21 protein-coding genes and 5 pseudogenes are annotated in these 20,350 nt (G+C 63.2%); 13 read left to right on the forward strand and 13 right to left on the reverse strand.

Annotation, left to right across the window (positions count from 1 at the left end; translation table 11 throughout):
• Positions 1 to 249: hypothetical protein (locus IPF76_RS09375; protein ID WP_293842864.1), on the forward strand; the 249-nt coding region annotated here is incomplete at its 5' end.
• Positions 250 to 407: 158 nt separating this feature from the next.
• Here the strand turns inward: IPF76_RS09375 and IPF76_RS09380 are convergent.
• Complete coding sequence (locus tag IPF76_RS09380; protein WP_293842866.1) at positions 408 to 854, reverse strand: hypothetical protein; 447 nt, start codon at positions 852 to 854, stop codon at positions 408 to 410.
• 1,172 nt (positions 855 to 2,026) lie between these two features.
• On the opposite strand from IPF76_RS09380, the gene IPF76_RS09385 reads away from it, so the two are divergent.
• Positions 2,027 to 3,229, forward strand: coding sequence for a carboxypeptidase-like regulatory domain-containing protein (locus IPF76_RS09385; protein WP_293842868.1), 1,203 nt, complete (start codon positions 2,027 to 2,029; stop codon positions 3,227 to 3,229).
• Positions 3,229 to 3,636 (forward strand): hypothetical protein, encoded by a 408-nt coding sequence (locus IPF76_RS09390; RefSeq protein WP_293842870.1) that lies wholly within the window; start codon positions 3,229 to 3,231, stop codon positions 3,634 to 3,636. The genes IPF76_RS09385 and IPF76_RS09390 overlap by 1 nt, the downstream gene beginning before the upstream one ends.
• 146 nt (positions 3,637 to 3,782) lie before the next feature.
• On the opposite strand, the gene IPF76_RS09395 is transcribed toward IPF76_RS09390, so the two are convergent.
• The 8 genes and pseudogenes from IPF76_RS09395 to IPF76_RS09425 all read right to left on the reverse strand — a co-directional run bounded on the left by IPF76_RS09395 (position 3,783) and on the right by IPF76_RS09425 (position 8,443).
• Entirely contained in the window at positions 3,783 to 4,280 is a 498-nt protein-coding gene (locus IPF76_RS09395) for a zinc-binding dehydrogenase (protein ID WP_293842894.1), read from the reverse strand.
• Positions 4,181 to 4,768: an alcohol dehydrogenase catalytic domain-containing protein gene (locus IPF76_RS20765; RefSeq protein WP_366499426.1), complete on the reverse strand. Its 588-nt coding sequence runs from the start codon at positions 4,766 to 4,768 to the stop codon at positions 4,181 to 4,183. The genes IPF76_RS09395 and IPF76_RS20765 overlap by 100 nt, the downstream gene beginning before the upstream one ends.
• 438 nt (positions 4,769 to 5,206) lie before the next feature.
• A complete protein-coding gene (locus IPF76_RS20770) occupies positions 5,207 to 5,329 on the reverse strand; it encodes a hypothetical protein (protein WP_366499428.1) in 123 nt (40 codons plus the stop codon).
• Between the two features lie 104 nt (positions 5,330 to 5,433).
• Positions 5,434 to 6,204: pseudogene (locus IPF76_RS09405) on the reverse strand (type IV secretory system conjugative DNA transfer family protein); the annotation flags it as partial.
• Positions 6,113 to 6,631 carry a DUF3363 domain-containing protein gene (locus IPF76_RS09410; protein WP_293842872.1) on the reverse strand — a complete coding sequence of 173 codons (519 nt, stop codon included), beginning with the start codon at positions 6,629 to 6,631 and terminating at the stop codon, positions 6,113 to 6,115. The pseudogene IPF76_RS09405 and the gene IPF76_RS09410, both read right to left, overlap by 92 nt.
• Positions 6,632 to 6,849: 218 nt before the next feature.
• A pseudogene (locus tag IPF76_RS20775) lies at positions 6,850 to 7,104 on the reverse strand (DUF3363 domain-containing protein); the annotation flags it as partial.
• Positions 7,020 to 7,772: pseudogene (locus IPF76_RS20780) on the reverse strand (DUF3363 domain-containing protein); the annotation flags it as partial. The pseudogenes IPF76_RS20775 and IPF76_RS20780, both read right to left, overlap by 85 nt.
• Positions 7,773 to 7,861: 89 nt before the next feature.
• Positions 7,862 to 8,443 (reverse strand): hypothetical protein, encoded by a 582-nt coding sequence (locus IPF76_RS09425; protein ID WP_293842874.1) that lies wholly within the window; start codon positions 8,441 to 8,443, stop codon positions 7,862 to 7,864.
• Between the two features lie 109 nt (positions 8,444 to 8,552).
• Between IPF76_RS09425 and IPF76_RS09430 the strand changes: the two genes are divergently transcribed.
• Positions 8,553 to 8,867 (forward strand): transposase, encoded by a 315-nt coding sequence (locus tag IPF76_RS09430; protein ID WP_293842876.1) that lies wholly within the window; start codon positions 8,553 to 8,555, stop codon positions 8,865 to 8,867.
• Between the two features lie 163 nt (positions 8,868 to 9,030).
• Here IPF76_RS09430 and IPF76_RS09435 read toward each other — a convergent pair.
• The 4 genes and pseudogenes from IPF76_RS09435 to IPF76_RS09450 form a co-directional block, all read right to left on the reverse strand.
• A pseudogene (locus tag IPF76_RS09435) lies at positions 9,031 to 11,154 on the reverse strand (strawberry notch-like NTP hydrolase domain-containing protein); the annotation flags it as partial.
• 100 nt (positions 11,155 to 11,254) lie between these two features.
• A pseudogene (locus IPF76_RS09440) lies at positions 11,255 to 11,897 on the reverse strand (antitoxin of toxin-antitoxin stability system).
• Positions 11,898 to 11,990: 93 nt separating this feature from the next.
• Positions 11,991 to 12,818, reverse strand: a complete 828-nt coding sequence (locus IPF76_RS09445; RefSeq protein ID WP_293842878.1) for a hypothetical protein — start codon at positions 12,816 to 12,818, stop codon at positions 11,991 to 11,993.
• A gap of 125 nt (positions 12,819 to 12,943) precedes the next feature.
• Complete coding sequence (locus IPF76_RS09450) at positions 12,944 to 15,592, reverse strand: DUF2958 domain-containing protein (RefSeq protein ID WP_293842880.1); 2,649 nt, start codon at positions 15,590 to 15,592, stop codon at positions 12,944 to 12,946.
• Positions 15,593 to 15,891: 299 nt separating this feature from the next.
• On the opposite strand from IPF76_RS09450, the gene IPF76_RS20785 reads away from it, so the two are divergent.
• From IPF76_RS20785 to IPF76_RS09485, 9 genes are all read left to right on the forward strand, one after another.
• The gene (locus tag IPF76_RS20785; RefSeq protein ID WP_366499432.1) at positions 15,892 to 16,020 is read left to right on the forward strand and encodes a DUF6771 family protein; all 129 of its coding nucleotides are present in this window, start codon (positions 15,892 to 15,894) and stop codon (positions 16,018 to 16,020) included.
• Position 16,021: 1 nt separating this feature from the next.
• On the forward strand, positions 16,022 to 16,351 hold the full coding sequence (locus tag IPF76_RS09455) for a hypothetical protein (RefSeq protein ID WP_037556209.1): 330 nt from the start codon (positions 16,022 to 16,024) through the stop codon (positions 16,349 to 16,351).
• Positions 16,352 to 16,362: 11 nt separating this feature from the next.
• On the forward strand, positions 16,363 to 16,875 hold the full coding sequence (locus IPF76_RS09460; protein ID WP_293842882.1) for a hypothetical protein: 513 nt from the start codon (positions 16,363 to 16,365) through the stop codon (positions 16,873 to 16,875).
• Positions 16,876 to 16,889: 14 nt separating this feature from the next.
• On the forward strand, positions 16,890 to 17,576 hold the full coding sequence (locus IPF76_RS09465; protein WP_293842884.1) for an SOS response-associated peptidase family protein: 687 nt from the start codon (positions 16,890 to 16,892) through the stop codon (positions 17,574 to 17,576).
• A gap of 222 nt (positions 17,577 to 17,798) precedes the next feature.
• Positions 17,799 to 18,401, forward strand: a complete 603-nt coding sequence (locus IPF76_RS09470) for an AAA family ATPase (RefSeq protein ID WP_293842886.1) — start codon at positions 17,799 to 17,801, stop codon at positions 18,399 to 18,401.
• On the forward strand, positions 18,350 to 18,862 hold the full coding sequence (locus IPF76_RS20790; RefSeq protein WP_366499435.1) for a DUF4143 domain-containing protein: 513 nt from the start codon (positions 18,350 to 18,352) through the stop codon (positions 18,860 to 18,862). Before IPF76_RS09470 ends, IPF76_RS20790 begins: the two co-directional genes overlap by 52 nt.
• Before the next feature lie 818 nt (positions 18,863 to 19,680).
• Positions 19,681 to 19,842, forward strand: coding sequence for an autoinducer binding domain-containing protein (locus IPF76_RS09475; protein ID WP_293842888.1), 162 nt, complete (start codon positions 19,681 to 19,683; stop codon positions 19,840 to 19,842).
• On the forward strand, positions 19,839 to 20,123 hold the full coding sequence (locus IPF76_RS09480; RefSeq protein WP_293842890.1) for a hypothetical protein: 285 nt from the start codon (positions 19,839 to 19,841) through the stop codon (positions 20,121 to 20,123). The genes IPF76_RS09475 and IPF76_RS09480 overlap by 4 nt, the downstream gene beginning before the upstream one ends.
• Before the next feature lie 20 nt (positions 20,124 to 20,143).
• Complete coding sequence (locus tag IPF76_RS09485; RefSeq protein ID WP_293842892.1) at positions 20,144 to 20,341, forward strand: hypothetical protein; 198 nt, start codon at positions 20,144 to 20,146, stop codon at positions 20,339 to 20,341.
• Positions 20,342 to 20,350: the final 9 nt, after the last annotated feature.

Below are 20,350 nucleotides of genomic sequence, written 5' to 3' on the forward strand. Positions count from 1 at the left end.
AAGGCCATTCGCCGAAGCGTATGTCGCTATGCGATTTGCGGCCGCTCGCAGCGCAACGGCGGGCCCAAGCCGCTGGAATCGGGTATTTCGTCATCGGGTAATTGCAGGTTGATATGGCGCTATCCGCTTACCGGCATGCCTCAGATTACGGCCTGGACCTTGTATTTGCAGCCCATGAATAGATTTGCAGCGCCGCCGCTGCCCGGCACTTGGGGAGCCGTTCATGAAGGAAAGCATTCCCAGCGATAATCATATGGAATGCCCCGATCACCCCACGATGCGAGGTGGCCCGAAAACCCAGGCAACGGAGGTTACGATGCCCTAATCCTATGTCAATTTTCGGGCAGCAGACGGGGCAAGTGCGGCATCGATAGAGCGGGAAGCTTCGATGACTTGGGCGGCCCCTGTTAGGACGATTTCCCGGCCCAAGTTGGCGCCCTCCCCATAAACATCAGAACGCCGGCATTTACCGCCAGAGCAATCAGGACGAAGCCGAATGGAGTCGCGTAGCTGCCCGTCGTATCGACCATCCTTCCGATAGCGAGACTCCAGAGTCCCCCGAGGCCAGTGGTCAGGCCGTACAACAGACCAAAAGTCGCACCATAACTTCGCACTCCAAAATAGCGTGCTGTGATGTAGGCGAGGAGTTGGAATTCGCCGCCGGAGGCCGCGCCTATACCTAAGACACAAAGCAGCAGGAGCGTCCATTCATGTGATTGTGTCAAACAGAAGGCACTGACACCTGAGAGGACGAGGAACGCCGCGAACATGCCCGGGGACCAGAACTTGTCCGAATAGTAGCCGGCTCCAAGCCGCCCGATAAGCAGTGCGATCCCCATGAGGGCGGTCATCATGCTGGCGTCAGACGACGAAATGCCCTGACTTTGGAGCGCGCCTTCAAGGTGCGGCAAGATGCCGGGAACTGCCGCAGCACCCAATGCCACAGGATCATGATTAAAACCGCCTGACCGAATATCTCGTGCAGCTAGAAGCCGGTCAGTGGCATCGCCAGCGGCTGTTATCACTTCTGCGTCGATATTCGGTCGCGGCCGCATGACAAGCAGGGCGGCAGGATAAAGGAGGAGGAGGGCAACAGTCCTAGAAACACAAGCCCGACCTGCCAGCCAGCCAAACCTATCACGAGTTGGACAACGGGTTTGACGATGAGAAGAAACGCTGCGGCCCCGCACGATGCAATTCCGAGTGCTAATCCCCGCGACGTGTGGAATTGCTCGGAGAAGGCGGAGTCCAGACAATGGGGCCGCTTCCCACCCCGGCAATGCCCACGATGATCCAAAGAATATAATATCGTAATGTGGAAGCATCGGTGGCGGCCAGGCCAGCGAATGCAAGACAGCTCAGCGGCATGGAGATAGCGGGAATTCTGTAGGGTCCGGATCGATCAATGAGAAAACCTCCTGGAAAGGCAGCGAGACCCAGAGATGATTGTGAACGCGGCGAAGACCCGAACTGGTATGTCCGAGCGCGACCAGCCGAACGCCTGCGACAGCGGCTGCATGAACAATCCCCAGCCAAAGAGCGGAATTGTCGGCATGCAGAGACCCATCCCTACGAATGCGACTATCAACGCAGGCCATCGCTGCTTAAACTCGGCGTTCATTTTCACCTCATGCCTCTCCCGGACGACCTTGTTTTCGTGTTCGGCTTGCCGCCGTCTTCCTTGCAAATGCAATAGCGGCAAAAATTATGAGCGACCCCCTGACTCCACAATTTAGAACATCGAGATTCTCACCATCGATCCCGGAACGTGGGGCTGCAAAGTCTTGCTTGTTCCGGATGATTAGCATTGGTGAACGCAGGGCTTCTATTCCGATCGCCCGATAGCGGCATCATAGTGTCGGATGGCGCGCGCGGCGAAATTGGAGCCAAAGCCGGAAGAGCGTGGTGACCTGCGTATGGCGCTATCCGCGATGCGGAATATGCAGCCACATCCCGCGCAAATATGGAGAAACGAACGTGAATAGGGAACGATGACCGAGCGTCCCAAATCGGAGAGGGTCTGAACATGCGAACCTATGCCATGATAGCAGTAGGCTTGAGCGTCGGATCGGCAGCGATCGCTCTGGTCGGAGATAAAGCGAGAGCATTGGCGACGGTTGCACCCCCCGCTCCGTTCGAGATCAGCGGGACTGTGACAGACGCCAGCGGCGCGCCCGTTCGCGGCGCCTTCGTGACGGTTGCGGACGAGCAAAGCGCGATTTCACGGCTCACGGATTCTAATGGCGCCTACCGGATCGTCGTTCCCTACCCGGCGGAATTCAGCCTGTCGGCATCAAGATTCGGTTTCGCCACGCAATCGGTGACTCTTACTTCCAAGGATAATGGAACACGGAGCTTCCGGCTGTCGCCAGAGTTTGATCGCACGCAGCTCACCTCGGCCCAGATTACATCTTTTCTTCCGAAGAATACGGAGACGGACTGGCTCAAAGCACGATGTGTTGGCTGTCATGGAATGACAGAGCCTGAGCAGTTCAGGGGTTCCGACGAAGGCGTTTTCGATTCCATATTGCGCAACATGCAGCTGTCGTATGGCATCACTTTCCTTCACGATCCGGATCTCAAATATGCCGCAAAACTCACAACCAAATATTTTGGCAAGGATGCACCACCCTCGCTCGAAACGGTAAAGAGCCGCCCGGTCGATCAAGAGGCTCTCAAAGCAACTATTTTCACGATTAATCTCAGAAACACTGATCGGAGGGGTTTACCGCACAGCATTGTTGCAGACCGCAAGGGCGGCGCGTGGATCGCCGTACCCGGCAACAATGAGATCACCCACTGGGATTTTGAAAGCGGCAAGCTGAGTTCAGTTGCGATGCCAAAGCCGGTTTCGATGCCGCACACTCCGACGCTCGATAGGACGGGGCGCGTTTGGACAGGCATGCCGGGGGCGCGGCAGATGAGCGTCATCACGCCAGGCACCAACGACGTTCGCTACGTCGATCTTGAGTCGGTTCCGCACACCTTAAGTACGGACGCTGACGGCATTATCTGGGGCAACGGCTCGAAGGTCTATCGGGTCGATCCGGCAACAGACAAGGTAACCTATTGGCAGCCGATCGACGTGACCCCTGGCCCCCGGTCTTGGGTGGCTCGTGGCGCGACGCCGGGTCAGCCGGTCCCCAGACGGGGCCCGCCTATGCTTATCACGCGGTTCGTGATGCGGCGGGGATCGTCTGGTATTCGGTGCTCGAGACAGGCGGCATAGTGGGCTGGACCCGCGACTGGACAGCAGAAAATATCCAGCTTCCCGGCGTAGCCAGCGTGCGTGGTATCGACGTCGACAATGACGGAGTCATATCGGGCTACCGACTGGACCGATGGCCACCTCGTTCGCTACGATCCGTGTCAGGACAGTCCTCCCTTTTCAGCATCCCGACCGAAGGCGCGATGCCTTACTCGGTGTTCGTCGACAGAAACCGGGCTACATCTGGACGGCCGATTATGCAGGGAACAATCTTGTTCGTCTGGATCCTGAGAGCGGAAAATTCGTGGAATATCCCCCTGCAAACAACGAATCGTACCCGCGCTTCATCTCGATCGATGACGATGGCCGTATATGGTTTTGCCGAGTGGTGGAACAACCGCGCGGGCCTTCTCGACCCCGGCTATTAGGTCGAGCGGTCTCGGGCAAGGCATTGCGTAGGAGCCGAACTGTGCGCAAGGAGCGCCTGTCGTCAGCAATTGCGTCCGGACGGTCCGCGCCAATTGTCAGTTTGGGCTCAGAATGGAGACTGCCCACTGTCGTACGGCTTTCGAGGTCACGGGTGAGCGTCGCAAGCCCCTTCCAGACCATAGCGTCGATGAATCGATATATGCAGAACATCACGCTCGATTAACCCGAAGAGCGAGCGGGCAATTTCGTCGCGTTCTCCGGGACCACCGATAAAATGTTGCGAACTGGGCCGTACCAGCGTGATCGACCCCTTTTGAGTCAGCCTCGCAATGTCAAACGGCGGTATAGGTCCCGAAGCATTTCCGAAGCTCACCATCGTTCCGCGGACGGCAAGAGAGTCGAGGGATGCGTCGAAGCTATTTTTCCCGATGCTGTCATAGACCACCGACACCCCGGCTCCGCCGGTCATTTCCCGCACGCGGGCAGCGATATCATCGGTGCGATAATTAATGACGTCGTGGCAACCTGCGCGGCGTGCGGCAGCTATCTTCTCGTGCGAACCGACCGCACCGATGACGGTGGCACCGACGTGATTGGCCCATCCCGCCAGAAGCTGCCCGACTGAACCTGCGGCAGCATACACCAAGATCGCATCGCCTGCCGCAAGCGGGCGGCATGCCTTAAAAGAAGATAGCCTGCGGTTAGGCCGGCCGCAGTAGCGGCCGCAGCGGTTTCAAAATCGATGGTATCCGGCAGCCTGACGAGGGACCTGGCTTCGATGTTGCGATGGGTCGCGTACGCGCCCGGTACCGCAAAACCATAGCAAACCCTGTCACCGACTGCGAAGTCCGCCACCCCGGAGCCGACGCTTTCTATGACACCGGCAGCCTCGACACCCAGGCCTGATGGAAGCGGCAGAGCGATGAGGCCGCGCCGGACCGCGACGTCGATGAAATTGACGCCGATTGCAATTTGCCGGAGGCGTACCTCGTGAGGCCCCGGCTGTGACAATTCGATCGTTTCCACGCATATGACTTCAGGTGCGCCAGTCTCGTAAAGTTTAGCGGCGCGCATCATAGCTGCGTCTTCCTGTCGACTTTCATGGAAACTGATCTCCGACTCGTTCAACATCTGCGCTTGCCAGAGGCAGTCGTCCGGCCGAGGACGCGCGCGCGTCTAGTCTCCCAAACAGGAACTCCGCATTTCTCAGAAGCCGGAGCGGCAAAAGGCATCGACGGGTTCACCTCAAAGCTTGCGCTACTGAAATGGCCAGAGAGGCCGTCTCCGCAGCACCGCTACGCCTTCGTCGATATCCCGCGGCGATGATTTTCGAGAAAAATACCCCTCCCATAATCTCGACAATCAGCAGAGTTCCGTGGGCCTCTTTCTCATTTTCCTGAAGGGTAGTAGCTCGATCCACTCTCATCCCTCCGAGCTTCAAGTCGTCGGTTAAAGTTCTGCATCGACAGTTTCTGCCGACCACCCCGGCGTCCGGCAAAAGGGACATTTCTTGGTCCTTTTTGTCATTCGCCAGGATGGTGACTGCAAGGTCGTGCAAACCTTCAAAAATTATAGCGATACGCGGAAGCTAACTTCGAATGTGCGCGGTTCACCTGGCGTGGTCGGCTGATCGAAAGCACGCGCCGCGATCACGCCGCCGACAAAATATTGCTTGTTGAAGACGTTGTTCACATATGCCCTCAACTGGAAGCGATCCCAGCTGTAAGTGGCCGTGAGGTTAACAACTTCATATCCGTTGAGCGGAAGCGTCTGAAGCAGGTTTTCGGCAGGCGTGAAGCCGCGACCCCGGCAAGCGACTTATCCTCCTCGCCATAAAGGACGTGCAGGATCGCGCCGACGAGCAGCGAATGGCTTGTTTTCTCCCAGTGGTTTCGCTTCTCAAGGCTTCCTTCCGGATCGACAAGCACATCGGCGACATTCTGCACATCGCGCACTTCCCATTCGCCGCGCCGCACTTCGAGGAGCGGATTGTACGCGGCCGACGCGATGTTGGTGGGATCGAAGAGCAGGACGCGCCCATGCTGCGCGCGGAAGCCCGAGGTCAGCTGCCAATTCTCGCCCTTGATGTCGTGCACAATGCAGCTGCCCGGCCAGGTGAGCAGCGTCGGTACGACGAGGCCGACGCCCTTGCCCGATCGTGTCGGTGCGAAGCAGAGGATATGTTCGGCGCCGTCATGGCGAAGATAGGTCCGCCCAAACCGCCCCAAGATGACGCCTACATCGCCGAGCATGTCGGCGCGCCGGATGTCCTTCGCATCGGCCCAGCGGGCCGAACCATAGGTTTCGGCGCGCTGCCGCTCGCGGGCGCGCCATACCGACATGGCGATCGCGACAATGATCGACACGAAGCCGCCTGACGCCGCGATCATGGCGCCGCGGTAGAAGATCGGCGGCGCATAGGCATCATAGACGAACCACCACCAGAAGAAGGCGGGCGGCGGATAGACCGGATAGTCACCAAGACGGAACCAGGGCGCGCCGAGCGCCGGCTGAAATCCGAGCGCGCCCGCGGTCCACTGCGTCGCTGCCCAGACCGCGAAGATCACGATCGAACCGACGGCCGCGATCTGGCCCCAGAGGATCTTGTCGTTCATCGCACGATGCCTTTCTAAATGCCGATGCCCCGACCCAGCGCCCAATCGACCGAGCCGCCGGGGACATGGTGCCGGTGATGTGCTGGCCGAGATGGCGGTCGAGCGCGGGGCGCCAGGGGACGAGCTGGAAACCCAGCCCATCGTCGATCATGGCGAAGCGCCCCGACGCGAGTGTCACGCGCTTGCGGTAGATGCCGCTCACATAATCCCCGGCAGCCGACGGTTTGTGGGCAAGGCCGGTCCGCTCGGCAATCGATGCGGTCGCGGCCTCGAGGTCTCGCGAGGCGAGCTTGTCGATGAGCCCCGACGAGAGAGTGAGCCGGTCCCCGGCGCGCGACGCCAATCCCTGCTCGACGAGATAGCGCGTCCGTTCTTCCATCGCCTGGCGGATTTCGAGACCGAAGCCATTCCCGCACTCGACCGGTTCACGGGCGACGAGTTGCGGTCGAGCCAGGTCGCGCCGGGCGCGGTGACCTGCGACGCGAGCGGGAGGTCCGAGCGCGTCGCAAGCGACATATGCGCGCGCCCCTTGCCATCCTCCCAACTGCGGAGCTCGACGATCGAGCCCGGCCTGGCATCACCGGTCATCTCCATGTCGTTGAAGCGGATGTGATGGGTGCGCCCGTCAGCGCCATCGACGATCGCGTAGGCGGTGCCGACGAGTTCGTCATGCAACCCCCGCTCGACCAGCCGGCCCACGATCGCGGACGCGGGCGCGCCGTCGTGAAGTGCAAGCGCGGCGGGATCGAAGCGCCCCCGCCGCGCGACAGCGCGCGGTGCATCGTCTTGATGATATCGCCGCGCACCGCGACTTCGCGAAGCGCCTGCTCGGCGCCCGCCTTCAGCGACCACAGGCCGGCACCCTGCCGCTCGGCGAGACCCATCTGCTCGAGCCGCCCGGCGCGGCCGACCAGCAGGCCGTGCATGTGCCGGTCTTCGTTTGCCGCGGGCCTAAGATCGATAACCCCGCTCGCTTCGTCGGTGAGCCTCTGCAGCCGGACGTCGAGACTCGTCCAGCGTTCGGCATCGACTTCGCGCGCGAGCGCGCTCTGCATGTCGATCTCGCTGCGCGGACCGAGCTCGAGCGTCACAAGAGATTCGGCGCGGCCACGGATGCCTGAAGCGATATAGCCGCGGTCGATGACCAGATCGGCGCCATCGTCGGTGACGCCGCGCACGAGGATATGAATATGGGGATTGTCAGTATTCCAGTGATCGACCGCCACCCAGTCGAGGCGGGTGTGGAGATCGCGTCCATGTCCCGTCATGAGGTCGCGCGTGAAGGAACGGAGATAGCCGAGATCGGCGGCATCCTCCGGGCTGACGATCAGCCGGAAGTGGTGCCGGTCGTCTTCGCAGCGCGCGGCGAACGCATCGCGATCGGCGGCGTCGCCGCCCGCATCGAACATGCTCGCGTCGCGGCCGTCACGGGTCACGCCCTCGCGCTCGAGATAGGAGATATGACGCGCCAGCGGCGCGGCGCGAAACCGCGCGCCCTGTTGGCGGACGACGCGCGCCATCACGGTGACGCGCCGGGCGCCGAGCTTGCGAAGACCGGCTCGATTTCCTTGCGGTGACGGCCAGTTCGAAGCCGGATTTTCGGACGATCTCAGAGTTTCGCAAGCGGCATCTCAAAGCGCTGTCGGGATTGTTCGTACAGGTGCTGAAGCTGTGCGCCGAGGCTGGCCTGGTCAAGCTTGGCCACGTCGCGCTGGACGGTACGAAGATCAAAGCCAATGCGTCCAAGCACAAGGCGATGAGCTATGCCCGCATGCAGAAGGCCGAAGCGGCGCTTGCGGCCGAAGTGGCAAGCTGGCTCAAGTCTGCCGAGGCCGCTGACCGCCGCGATGATGCGAGCCTCGGTGCCGGCCAGCGCGGCGACGAGTTGCCCGACTGGGTTGCCGACAAACAGCAGCGCCTGACCAGGATCCGTGAGGCCAAGGCCGCGCTCGAAGCCGAGGCCCGAGCAAAGGAAGATGCCAAGGCCAAGGCGAAGGGCGATGATGACGATCGCAGCGATGGACCGCGGCCAGGCCGCAAGCCCAAGCATCCGCCAGGAACGCCCAAGCCCAAGGCACAGCGCAATTTCACCGACCCGGACAGTCGGATCATGCCGGGCAAGGATGGCTTCATTCAGGCGTATAACGGTCAGATCGCCGTCGATGCGACCGCGCAAATAATCGTGGCGCATTCGCTGTCGAACTCGTCAGCCGATTCCACTTGCCTGATCCCGCTCACCGACGCTGTCACCCGGAACATGGAGGGCAAGAAGGCCAGGAGATCTCGGCGGACGCCGGCTGTTGCTCGAAGCCAATCTGGCCGGGCTCAAGGATCGCGAGATTTCCGCTTACATCGCCACGGGCCAGGCCAAGCGCCCGACGACCGGAGGCAAGGTGGGCGGACCGCTCACCCAGGCGATGCGCCAGAAGCTCAAGCTTGGCGGACACCGCAGTCGCTATCGTTTACGCAAACAACTGCCCGAACCGGTTTTCGGACAGATCAAGCAAGCGCGCGGATTCCGTCAGTTCCTCCTGCGCGGTCTCGACAAAGTCCAAGACGAATGGAGCCTCGTCTGCATCGCCCACAATATCACCAAGCTCTGGGCCGTAGCGTAGTTCTGCCCTCTTCGATTGCGTCTCTTCAGCGCCACAGGCCGCAACCAACCCGGCATTCGGGCCCAATCACCGCGATTCTACCACCCCTCAGGTCAAAACCCGGCGCGAACGCCGTCATGTCCGCCGCGACACCTGCGAAAAAGAGTTCGTGGACGGGCTCCTAGAGGCCGAGCGCCTTGAGGTCGCGCGCGAGCACCTCCATCGCCGCGACACCGCCCTGCTCGATCGCGGCGACGAACTCGCCGCGCGAAGCGAACGGGAAGTCGTTCCCGCCCCACAGGCCGAGCCGCTGCGCATAAGCGAGGTTCTGCACCGTCGTCGCCCCAGTGGCCGACACATAGACGACACGCGCGTCGGGCAACGCATGCTGGAGCCGCAGCCCAGCCCGACCCTGCTGCGACGGTTTCTGGTCGCCGCGCTCGCCCTTTCCACCCGCCGCATTGGCCATCGCATGCGCTTCATCGAAAATGATCGCACCGTCGAAATCGCGGCCGAGCCATGCGGCGATCTGCTCGATCCGGCTCGCCTTGCCTTCGCGGCCCTGCGAGCGAAGCGTCGCATAGGTGGTGAAGAGGATGCCCTCGGCAAGCCGGATCGGGGTGCCCTGGCGGAACCGCGACAGCGGCGTGACGAGCAATCGCTCCTGCCCGAGCGCCGCCCAGTCGCGCTGCGCATCCTCAAGCAGCTTGTCCGACTTCGAGATCCAGAGCGCCCGGCGCCGGCCCTTCAACCAATTGTCGAGGATGATGCCCGCGACCTGGCGGCCCTTGCCGGCGCCGGTGCCGTCGCCAAGGAACCAGCCGCGCCGGAACTGGACCGCGGCCTCATTGTCCTCGCTCGCGGCGCTCACCACGTCCCACGTCTCGTCGACGGTCCACGCGCCGGACAGATGGCCGGCATGGGCCTCGCCAGCATAGATGACCGACTCAAGCTGGGCATCGGACAGGAGACCGTCGGCAGCGAGATTTTCGGGAAGATCCGGCCGATAAGAAGGCCGCGGCGGCGCGACCGACGCCATCGCCGCCGACTGGACGAGCGCGGTCGGATGGGGTGACGCCCCCGCAATGCGCAAGGACTGGAGCACATAGGGCTCGTAGATCGCCTCGCCAAGTTGTCCGATGGGCGGCGACCACGCGATCGTCTCATAGACCAGCTCGCCCGCCGCAACGCACGCGGACTTTTCCGGTCGCATGGATCCCTTGGCAAGGGGACTGAGAGCAGTCGATGCGCCGCGGAGGAACGGAGTTGCCGCTGGCGCAGGGGCCGGCGGGGCAGGTCGCGGCGGCACATGGCTGGTCACCCAAGCCAGCAGCGTCGCCAGGTCGGGTGCTTCCCCATGGCTGGCTGGCAGCAGGGATGGATCGGCTGCAGGCACCTTGTCGATAACAAGCAGGCGCGTCGCCGTCGTCGTCCCATGTTTGGCATAGACTTTGCCAGCGATCGCGGCCGAAAACAGGATCGTCGCCTGCTCCTGTAATCGCACAAAACCGGCGCGGAAGGCGGCCGCCTCGGGCGCGCAATTCGCCCCCATGATCGCGACCAGCCGACCGCCGTCGCGGAGCCGCGCGAGCGCGGAGGCGATATGGCGAAGTGCGGTGCCTCGCATCGGGCGGTCGACGTGCGCCGTGGCGGAGAAAGGCGGGTTCATGAGGACGAGGTCGGGGACGAAAGCAGCGTCGAGACGGTCGTCGATCGACGCGCCGTCATGGCGCGTGATCGGCACGGCGGGAAACAGTAGCTCGAGAAGCTCGGCGCGACCGCCGGCCAACTCGTTGAGCGCGAGCGCGGCCCCGGCAAGTTCGGCGTGGATCGCGAGCATGCCCGTCCCGGCCGAGGGTTCGAGCACGCGGTCGCCGGCATGGATCGAGGCCGCGTGCGCCGCCACAAAGGCGAGCGGCAAAGGCGTCGAGAATTGCTGGAGGGATTGGCCTTCCTCCGAGCGCCGCGTTTGCGTCGGGATGCGCGCGGCCAGCCGTTCCCATGTCGCGAGCTGGCTTTTCGGCGAGCGGCCGCGCGCCACGAGCGCGCGGCCATAGCGACGAAGCAGCAGGATCTGCGCCGCCTCGCACGCGTCATAGGCCGTCTTCCAGTCCCACGCGCCCTCAGCATCGGTCGCGCCGAAGGCGCGTGCCATCGCCTCGCGAAGCTGGGCCGTGGAGAAGGGTTGGCCCGTCTCGAGTAGAGGCTGAAGCGCCTGAGCGGCATCGAGCAGGCGCCGGGAAGCTGGCGCGACCGAGCTGGAAGGAGCGGTCGCCGCGGCGCCGCGCGCCGCATCGGGGAAGGTCATATGCATGGCTGAAATCCTTGAGAGAGCGGGGCAGGAATGAACCGCCCGCTGCTCTCTCCAGGATCCGGGGGTTCCCCCTTCCCGGCCCCGCCTCTCCCTCTCAACCGAAGCGAACCCCATCCTCGGTGAAGCCATATTCGTTGAGGCGGATCATCTCGTCGATCGCCGCGTCGGACGTCAGATGCTCATATTCGTCATCGAGCCGCCCGTAGAGCCAGCGGGCCAGGTCGCGCAGCGCCTCGCTTACATCCTCTTCGGCGTCAGCCGTCATATCCTGGACGACGGGGCTGTCGCGCTCGACGACAATGTCCATGCTATATTCGTGATAATAGCGACCGCGATGGCCAATGCGCGCGGAGCTGATAGAAATTGCGGCGCTGGATCGAACCAAGGGCATCGGCGATGCGATGAAGTTCGACATCCTTGGGCGCGTAGCGGCGGATCGCCGCCGATGCGCCCTTGGCGTAACTGTAATCGCCTTCGAAACAGGCCCCGTCACCCTGGCTCCAGAAGCCGGAAAACCAGATGCGGGGCTTCCGGCGCGTCCCGCCGCCGAAGAGGCGCACCGGGGTCGTGTCGAGACGGACCCCCAATATGTCGCAGACGCGCTCAAAATCCTCATAGACAGATTCGAACCAGTCATAGTCGAAACCGCCTTCGCGATACCAGGCGCGCGCCTTCTCTTTTGCGGCCTCGGGCAGTTCATCAAGGCAATAAACGGTCGTTTCGATAATCGAGGGCATGGGATCTTCCTCTCGCGTCAAGTGCCAGAAAAGACGAAAGCCCGGCGCGCGGGCCGGGCTTTCGCAGTCGGTGAACGATGGTCTGGACAGGCGTCAGTCAGGGGCATCGCCCGACAGGCGGGCGATGGCCTCCTCAAGCCATCCCGCCGTCGAGACCGCTTCGATATCGTCCGCCGTGATCAGCGTCGCGGCGCCGCCGAAACCGTCGGGCCGCATTTTCGAGCAGGTCCATGCGGCCTCGACCTCGACATGGTCGAGCGCCGAACGGCGGATGATGTCCTGAAAAATGCTCTCGAAACCAATCACCGACATATCGAGTTCGAGCTCGGCTGCGTCAGGATCGCATGTGCCGATTTCCTTTCGGACGAGATCGGCGACGCTGCTCGCGATGCCATCGCTTTCCCCAAGGAGCCGCCGGACTTCCACGATCTCGAGGAAAACGAAGTCATTGGGGCCATGGCTGGCGAAGAAATAGATATCCTCGCCAACCTCCTCATGTTCGAACATGTCGCGAAGAACCCGCCATTCTAGTTCGGTCATCGCGGTCCGGGGAATGTCGGGCCGGATCACGGTCTGGGAAAAATAATCAGCCATGGCTCGCCTCCCGCGGTGCGGCCGCACTTTCCGTCGCAGCCGGCAGAGCCGCTCGGGCGACCATTCGCCGGGATAGCTGCCCGACCAACGGACAAAGGGCAGACACTTCTCCACGCAGAAGGCCTCGAGATTGTCGATCTTGCCCCAGGCGCAACTCTCGTCGAACAGCGCGAGCGGCTGGCCCACGACGCGGCTTTCGGCGTCGAACGGTTCGCCGCCCCATTCGGGCGACAGGCCCTCAAAGGCGATGATGTGGAGCAGCTCTGCGAAAACTGCGGCAGAGATTTCGCCGCCGATTTGGATCGATGCGGGAACGCGATCAGCCATGACAGCCTCCATCGTTCGAGCGGCGAATGGGATTTGAATCATTCATGTCAGGTCTCCGGAAAAGGGCCCGGCCCGGCATCGCTGCCGGGTCCGAGCCTCGATTGTCAGCGATGGGCGGAAGCCGATTATTCGGCCGCGACAGGCAGTTCGGCGTCGTTCGCGCCGTCCAGTTCGACTGCATCCTCGGCAAGGAAAGCAGGCAATTCGCCATCGGCGGGATCGCCCTCCGCGTCGCCGAGTTCAGCATCGTCGAGCCCCGACGTGCGCATCGGCTCAGGAAGCCAGGCCGCATCTTCGAGAAGCCGTTCCGCCTCGCGCGCCATGTCGCCCTTCTTGAGATGATCGATCATCTCGGCAAATTGCGTCCCGCGCGCCTCGGCGACGTCGGCGAGGATCCGCGGTTTCGTCACCGAGCGGAAATAGCCCTCGACCGTCGGCCGCCAGCCCGCTGCAACGAGATCGAGCCCAACCGCCCGCGCCAGCACATCGCTGTGCGCGATCCGGCGCGCCACGCCGTGCGCCGAGATGCGGCCATTGTCATATTTGGGGACGATCTCGGCCTGGGCGTTGACGCAGAGCGAGGTGCAATGCGCGAGGAGTTTCGCCTGCTCCTCGCCGTCGAGGGTCAGCAGAAAGTCCCAAAGCTCCTTGTCGTCCTGCGGAAGCCGCTCTTTCCAGACCGCCGAGCGCGCATCGATCGCCTGCGCCGGCGCGCAATCGCGCAGGTTCGTCGGTGCGTTGCTGAAATAGACGCGGTTCGGCGCGATCTCGACGCAGCTTTCCCGGGTAGCGGAATAGAAACAGCCGAGAACGAGAGCATGGAGCACTGCGGCGAAGGCAATGGCCGGATCCTGGGCAAAGGCGTCCTGGAGCGCGAGTGTGCGCCATGCGGTGAGATCCGACACGAGGCGATCGGGAAGCGGACGCAGCGCATCGGATTCGTCTCCGCCATCGCTGTCCACAGGCGGTATGACGTGATCGCCATCCCCGCCGCCACGCAGGCCGGACCCTTCGCCCCCTGCTTCCGTTTCCGGATCAGCCTCGCCATCGGCCAACTCCCGCTCCAGCTCATCCTCAGTCCGCACGAACCCGCGCTCGACCCGCACCGACCCGTCGCGGTCGATCGAGACGAAGGCGCCGGCGCGTCCCATCTCGGCGGGATCGAAGACGAGCGGGCGGTCGACGAGCGCGCCGAGTTCGGCGTCGATCGCATCGATCCGCGCATGCACTTCGGCGGGCACGTCCGGCACCTCGGACCATTGCTCGCAAAGCGCCTCGCTTTCAGCCTCGAGTGCGGCGACGCGGGCCTGTTCATCGTCGGTCATCGGGACCTCCGTGCGGTCGATCGCGCGCAGGTCGCGCGTCGCGTCCCACGGCAGGTCGATCGAGGTGGTCACCCATTTCCAGCCCTCGGCGAGAATGCGCTCGCCTTCAGCTTTCAATCTTTCGTCGACCAGCCGGTCGAGCAGCGCCAGGTCGGTGAGCCAGCCGCCTCCGTCGGCCTCAAACAAGTCGCGCACCACGCCGCCGCCTGCCGTGACATAGGTATCGACGCCGACGAACGCTGCGCGCTTGTCGGTGACCCGCACGCTGTCCTCGGTGAGTTTCTGGCGGATGAAGCCGGGGCTCTTGTTGAAACTGTGATCGAGCTGCGCCCAGAGCTCCTCCTGGCGCTGATGATCGTCGGCGACGGTGAAGGCCATCAACTGGTCGAGCGTCATCCCGTCGTCGGCATAGATGTCGTGGAGCTTCGGTGACACCGCGGCGAGCTTCAGCCGCTGGCGCACGACCGCGGGGGTGGTGAAATGATGCGCCGCGATCGCCTCGACATCGTCGCCCTTGTCGACCATCGCCTGCATCGCGCGAAACTGGTCGAGCGGATGGAGGCTCTCGCGCATGGCGTTTTCGGCGAAACTGTCGTCCTCGGCGAGAATTTCGCTGTCCGCCGCGCGCACGACACAGGGGATCGGCGCATCCTTCGCGAGACGCCTGCGCTTGACCAGCAGTTCGAGCGCGCGATAGCGCCGTCCCCCGGCCGGTATTTCATAGCGGCCGGTTTCCTTTCCCGAGGCGTCGCGTTCGGGCCGGACGTTGAGGCTCTGGAGCAGGGTTCGCCGGTCGATATCGTCGGCAAGCGCCTCGACCGACACGCCGGCCTTCACCCGCCGGACATTGGACTGGGAGAGAAACAGCCGGTCGAACGGGATGTCGCGCGACGGGCTGAGGATGAGTTTCGGGGCCTGTCTGGCCATGGGCTTTCTCCATGACGGGCCGCCGCGAGACACTCTCCCGGCTCCTGGACCCGTCACGAAGGCGCCAGCCCCCTCTTCCTCCCGGGGCCGCCGTGGCGGTCCCGGCAGGCGGCCGGGCGCGTCAGCCGCGCCCCGAAAGTCGCTCGGCCGCGCGCCGGAGCCTTTGCTCCCCAGCACGATCGATCCCGCACGCCGCGCCGCTTCGGCATAAGTCGAGAGCGGGTGGCTGGGTGTGAAGTGGAGGTCGCGTTCGATGGTGAGGCCGAAAGGCAGGCGGACGGACTCGAGTTCGGCGAGCGCGAAGCTGCCGAGTTCGGGGCAGCCGAAGCCGAGATCGGCGAGGCCGAAGAAAATTCCCTCCGCATCGATCTCGGTCGCGAGCCAGGTCGCCGCGCCGACGGGGCTGAACAGGCGGACGACCGGTTTGGGGTCCGGCTCGCGTTCGCCGCGCGAAAGCGTGTCGATCCGGGTGGCCAGATTGGCGCGAAGCTGCGCCTCGAGCGCGGGGGTCAAGAGTTTCATAGCATGCGTCTCCTGGGGCGGCCGGCAGCGAGCCTCTCTCGCCGCGCGCGGTCCGCCGCCCAGGGGCGGGCCATCTCTTCCTCGCCGGTTTCTGGCGTTGCCGGTGGCGGCCGCGCGCCCCGGACCGGGCGGCGACGGGCGGCAGCGGCAGCAAGCGCCCGCTGACCACGCAGGCCGCCCGCGCTGTCCCGGTCACCCACTTGCCAAATTGTTCTCTCTATGTTCTCATAAGGGCATGGACAATATCGATACCGCCCGGAGTCGCAGAGACCATCCTTTCCGCCCCCGGCTGGGCGCGCGTGGGTATCACCGCGCCGACAAGTCACATCCGTGTCGAGGCCGCATTCGAACTCGCGCGTGCGATCATCGAGAGCGTCCGTGCCGGCGCGGAGCCCGCAAGCCCCGACCAGCTTGGACTCTCCCTGTGACGTGGGCGGATGGACGAAGGACGGACAGCATCGCGCCACGCATGTCTTCGAGGCCGCGGCCTGGTTTCGGGCGATCAAGCCCGTTTGCCGCTGCGGGCATAGTGCGACGTTCAATCCCTATGGGATCTGGTGGCGCTTCGAGTGCAGGATGTGGGACGGCAATCTCGTCAAGGCGTGCCAGAAATTCTGGTGCGTCCGCTGCGGCGCGCGAACCGGCAAGCGCGTCCGCCCGGTGCGGATCGAGCTCGTCGACCCGAGCCCCGATGACATCGCCCTGCCGATGCCCGAAGAACGCGAATGGAAGCGCGCGCTCAGCCGTTTCCGCGCCTGAGGACTGAGTTCATGGATATCGAGACGGACGACGCGCTGGTCGGCATCGGCAAGCTCCACCGCGTGATGGTATGGGATGGTCAGCGCGAACGCGAGAAGGAGTTGCTGTGGGGCCTGCCCTCGCGCGATGCCGAGATATTCCAGATCCCGCTCCTGAAGTCCGAGACCGCGATCATTGATCGCCCCTGTCTGCTGCTCGCCAATGAGTTCGGCCTCGTGAAGCGCGGCAAGACGATCTACGCCGCAAGCCTCATCAGCGACGAGCCTTTCTTCTGCATCGCAGCGGTCTGGCGTCCGGCGCACCGCCTGTGGCCTGAGAGCTTCGCGGCGCTTACCGTCCCGGCTTATGACGATCTCGCGCCGCGCCAGGATCGCCACGTCGGCGTGGTCCGCCCCGAGGACTGGTTCGACTGGTTGATGGCGGCGCGGCCGCCGCTGGACATGTTGCGGCCTTTCCCCAAGAATAGCTTCAGCATCATGCCGCCGATCCAGCAGAATTTCGACGAAATGCTGGGCGCGGCCTGAAAGGGACCGCCGCCATGTGCAATCTCGTGACCCTCAAGGCTTCGGTTGCCGAAGTGGCCTCGGCGTTCGGCGCTCGGCGCCCGCTCACCAATGCGCAACCCGGCGAAGTCTATCCCGGCGGACAAGGATTTGTGGTCCGCGACGATGCGGGCACGCGCGCGCTCCAGTCGATGACCTGGGGCTTCCCGGTTCGGCTCAAGCATATGAAGCCGACGAGCAAGCCGAAGCCGGTGAACAATGCCCGCGACGATAAGCTGATGACCTTCTGGCGAAGCTGGTTCACCAATCCCGCCCAGCGCTGCCTCATCCCGATCACGGCCTTCGCCGAGGCCGAAGGCGAGAAAGGCAAGATGACGCGAACCTGGCTCAACGTCGTCGACCAGCCGCTCGCCGCCTGCGCCGGGCTCTGGCGTCCGACCGACGAGTGGGGCGATTGCTATACAATGGTGATGGTCGATGCGACCGAGGAGCTGTTCGACATTCACGACCGGATGCCGGTCATTCTTCACGCCGCCGATCATGACGCCTGGCTGCAAGCTTCGGCTGAGGAGGCAATGAAGCTCGTTACCCAATATCCTGCAAACCGGCTGGAGGTCGAGCGAACCGAAGTTCCTGGTTCAGCCGCAAGCCCCAAAGCGCTGATACGCCCACCCTCCTTTGAGTCAGGTGGCCGACGACGCAGGGCTCCGAGCGGCGAGTGATATGTCTAAACTGGATCTGCGGTACCGATAATTTTCCGATACCGAAAAAATGGATTTGGACCCGACGAGCAAAAATAACCTTGCAAATCGGGAATACAACTCCATAATTGCAAGGATGATTGAGAGGCGAGTGCAGCAGAGTTGGCGGAAAGGCTGGACGAAGTACCAGCTGTAGCGCTGATTGGACCCCGGCAGGTCGGGAAGACGACGCTTGCGCTCGAGATGGGTGAGGCACTACCTTCCATTTATCTCGACCTTGAATCCGATGCGGACAGGGCGAAACTCACCGAACCCGAGCTTTATCTCTCGGACCATGCCGACAAGCTCGTCATCCTCGACGAAGTACACCGGCTTCCGGGTCTGTTCCAGACCCTTCGCGGCCTCATCGATGCGGGTCGCCGCAGCGGGCGAAAATCCGGAAGATTTCTGTTGCTCGGCTCGGCGTCGATCGATCTGCTCCGCCAATCGGGGGAAAGCCTCGCCGGGCGGATCAGCTATCTTGAAATGCACCCGCTCGATGCGCTCGAAGTCGGCGCGGATCGGCTCGATCACCTCTGGGTGCGCGGCGGCTTTCCCGACAGCTTTCTAGCCAGCAGCGATCGGGCGAGCCAGCGCTGGCGGCAGGATTTCATCCGCACCTATCTGGAACGCGATATCCCGCTCCTGGGTCCGCGCATCGCTGCGGAAACGCTTAGGCGCTTCTGGACGATGCTCGCGCATCGCCAATCGGGGCTGCTTAACGCGGCCGGAACTCGCCCGCAGCCTTGGGGTCGATGCCAAGACGGTTGCGGGCTATCTCCATTCTCCTGGTCGATCTCCTCCTAGTGCGCAGACTAGAGCCCTGGCACAGCAACGCCGGCAAGCGTCTCGTCAAATCGCCGCGGATATATGTGCGTGACAGCGGCCTCGCATACGCTTTGCTCGGGCTCACAACGAGCGAAGATATCCTTGGGCATCCAATCGCCGGCCCCAGCTGGGAAGGCCTTGTGGTCGAAACCCCTGATTGCCGCCGCACCCGAAGGCACGCGTGCCAATTCCTACCGGACGTCCGCCGGTGCCGAAATCGACCTCGTGCTGACGCTGCCAGGCGATGCGCGTTGGGCCGTCGAGATCTGCGGAAGCCTGCAGCCCGAAGCTGGAACGCGGCTTTAACCAAGCCTGTGACGATCTCCGAGCCGGCGCGGCGTCTGCTCATCTATCCGGGGTCCGAGACATATCCGCTTGGCGGTGGCGTCGAAGTCATGCCGCTCGTCAAGGCAAGCGAAGCGCTCCTCGCGACGCATTAGCTTGGGGGTCATGACGCGCGCCGACGCCGAACGGACTCCTGCCCGACGGTCCCGATAAATTTGAAGGATCCGGATCGCCTGCCGATCGCTTATTCGCCGAACAATGATCGGATCGCGCCAACGAGTCCGGCAATAAAGGAGCCGCCAACGAGCACGGCCGCGAACCAGAATTCGATCGCCAAGGTCGGATTTCCATTTCGGTTCCCCGATCCATTGGCCCCCCGATGCCATGGCCTGGATAATGTAGGAAAGACCCCGCTGCTCAGTCCGCGATGTGACAAAACCCTCTGACTCATCGCAATTCAGTGGGAGCTTTGTCACAGCTCCCGTCCGCGATCCCTGGACCAGGCTTACGGTTTGGCAATCGAGGATCCGAAGCAAGACGCATGTTGTCGGCAAATGCCATTTGGCGATCGTCAACCGTGTGCCTGGAGTCCCGACCCGAGGCCTGTCGCGGCCCGGTTTCGAAAGGGACCGATTGGTGTCAATCTGAGTCCGTTTAGCACCCAAGCCGCTTTATCAGGCGATTTCCTGTCGTTACACCGAAGAGGCGATCGGCATTGCGTAGAGAGGCTGAGGTATCACTCGCCCGCCGCAGTGCGAGGACCATCGCGCAGCTTGTTCAACGTCATTGTCTCCCGGAGAGGAAACGGGAGCGATGAGCCATGGAGCGGATCGCGGGCGGACGGGTCGGGAACGTGCCGGCGGCCGATGAATCGACGTGAAGCATTTTAATCTGACGGAGGAACTCGCACACGACATATCAGGCTGACAAGAAGAGCCGGCTCTTTGCCGCCCTGTCGAACGCCGCCGACCGCATGGGATTTGATCTTTTCGCGCTTGCCTTCGATCGCCGCGGCGGTGGCGGCGAGGGTGCATCGATGCTGGTGCATAATTATCCCGACGCCTGGGCGAATGTCTATGTCGGCTTGATCTCAGCGTGGCACCGACCCGATCCGGCGCGCTACAAAAATCCATGACGGTTTCCAATGGCGCAATGTCGATCACTACATCCCGCTTCTGCGGTGACCGGCAATTGCTGAAGGTCGCCCGCGAGAGCGGAATCGGCGACGGCTTCACGGTGCCGCGGCACTTGCCCGGCGAAGCACCGGAAGCTGTTCCTTTCAGCCGTCGCTCCTGTAATGCCAGGATCCCGCTCGAGATGCCCACGCCGCCGAGATCAGCCGGTGCCGTGGCGCTTCGTGCTGCGGCGCGGCGGCTCATCGGGACCGGCTCCTGCGTACGCGGCGGGCGGCGCTGACCGAGCGCCAGCGTGAATGTGTGCTCTGGTCGGCCCGCGGCAAGACTGCCGGCGAGACCGCCGGCATCCTCGGCATCAGCGAAGAGACTGTCGTCCGTCATCTCAAGATCGCGCGCGAGCGCTATTCGGTGCCGTGCCGACAAATGCTGATCCTCTGCGCCCTGTTCGATGGCGTCATCGGCTTTTGGGAGGTTCATGACTGGTGGCGCCCGCTCTGACGAGGAGCA

The organism is Sphingopyxis sp. (genome assembly GCF_016704835.1).
Classification (GTDB): domain Bacteria; phylum Pseudomonadota; class Alphaproteobacteria; order Sphingomonadales; family Sphingomonadaceae; genus Sphingopyxis.

Coding starts and splice junctions, on each gene's coding strand:
- IPF76_RS09380 (WP_293842866.1), bottom strand. CDS start 854: ATGATGACCGCCCTCATGGGGATCGCACTGCTTATCGGGCGGCTTGGA.
- IPF76_RS09385 (WP_293842868.1), top strand. CDS start 2,027: ATGCGAACCTATGCCATGATAGCAGTAGGCTTGAGCGTCGGATCGGCA.
- IPF76_RS20765 (WP_366499426.1), bottom strand. CDS start 4,768: ATGTTGAACGAGTCGGAGATCAGTTTCCATGAAAGTCGACAGGAAGAC.
- IPF76_RS09410 (WP_293842872.1), bottom strand. CDS start 6,631: ATGGAAGAACGGACGCGCTATCTCGTCGAGCAGGGATTGGCGTCGCGC.
- IPF76_RS09425 (WP_293842874.1), bottom strand. CDS start 8,443: ATGCGCCACGATTATTTGCGCGGTCGCATCGACGGCGATCTGACCGTT.
- IPF76_RS09445 (WP_293842878.1), bottom strand. CDS start 12,818: ATGGCTGATCGCGTTCCCGCATCGATCCAAATCGGCGGCGAAATCTCT.
- IPF76_RS09450 (WP_293842880.1), bottom strand. CDS start 15,592: ATGAAACTCTTGACCCCCGCGCTCGAGGCGCAGCTTCGCGCCAATCTG.
- IPF76_RS09460 (WP_293842882.1), top strand. CDS start 16,363: ATGGATATCGAGACGGACGACGCGCTGGTCGGCATCGGCAAGCTCCAC.
- IPF76_RS09465 (WP_293842884.1), top strand. CDS start 16,890: ATGTGCAATCTCGTGACCCTCAAGGCTTCGGTTGCCGAAGTGGCCTCG.
- IPF76_RS09470 (WP_293842886.1), top strand. CDS start 17,799: ATGGGTGAGGCACTACCTTCCATTTATCTCGACCTTGAATCCGATGCG.
- IPF76_RS20790 (WP_366499435.1), top strand. CDS start 18,350: ATGCCAAGACGGTTGCGGGCTATCTCCATTCTCCTGGTCGATCTCCTC.
- IPF76_RS09475 (WP_293842888.1), top strand. CDS start 19,681: ATGGGATTTGATCTTTTCGCGCTTGCCTTCGATCGCCGCGGCGGTGGC.
- IPF76_RS09480 (WP_293842890.1), top strand. CDS start 19,839: ATGACGGTTTCCAATGGCGCAATGTCGATCACTACATCCCGCTTCTGC.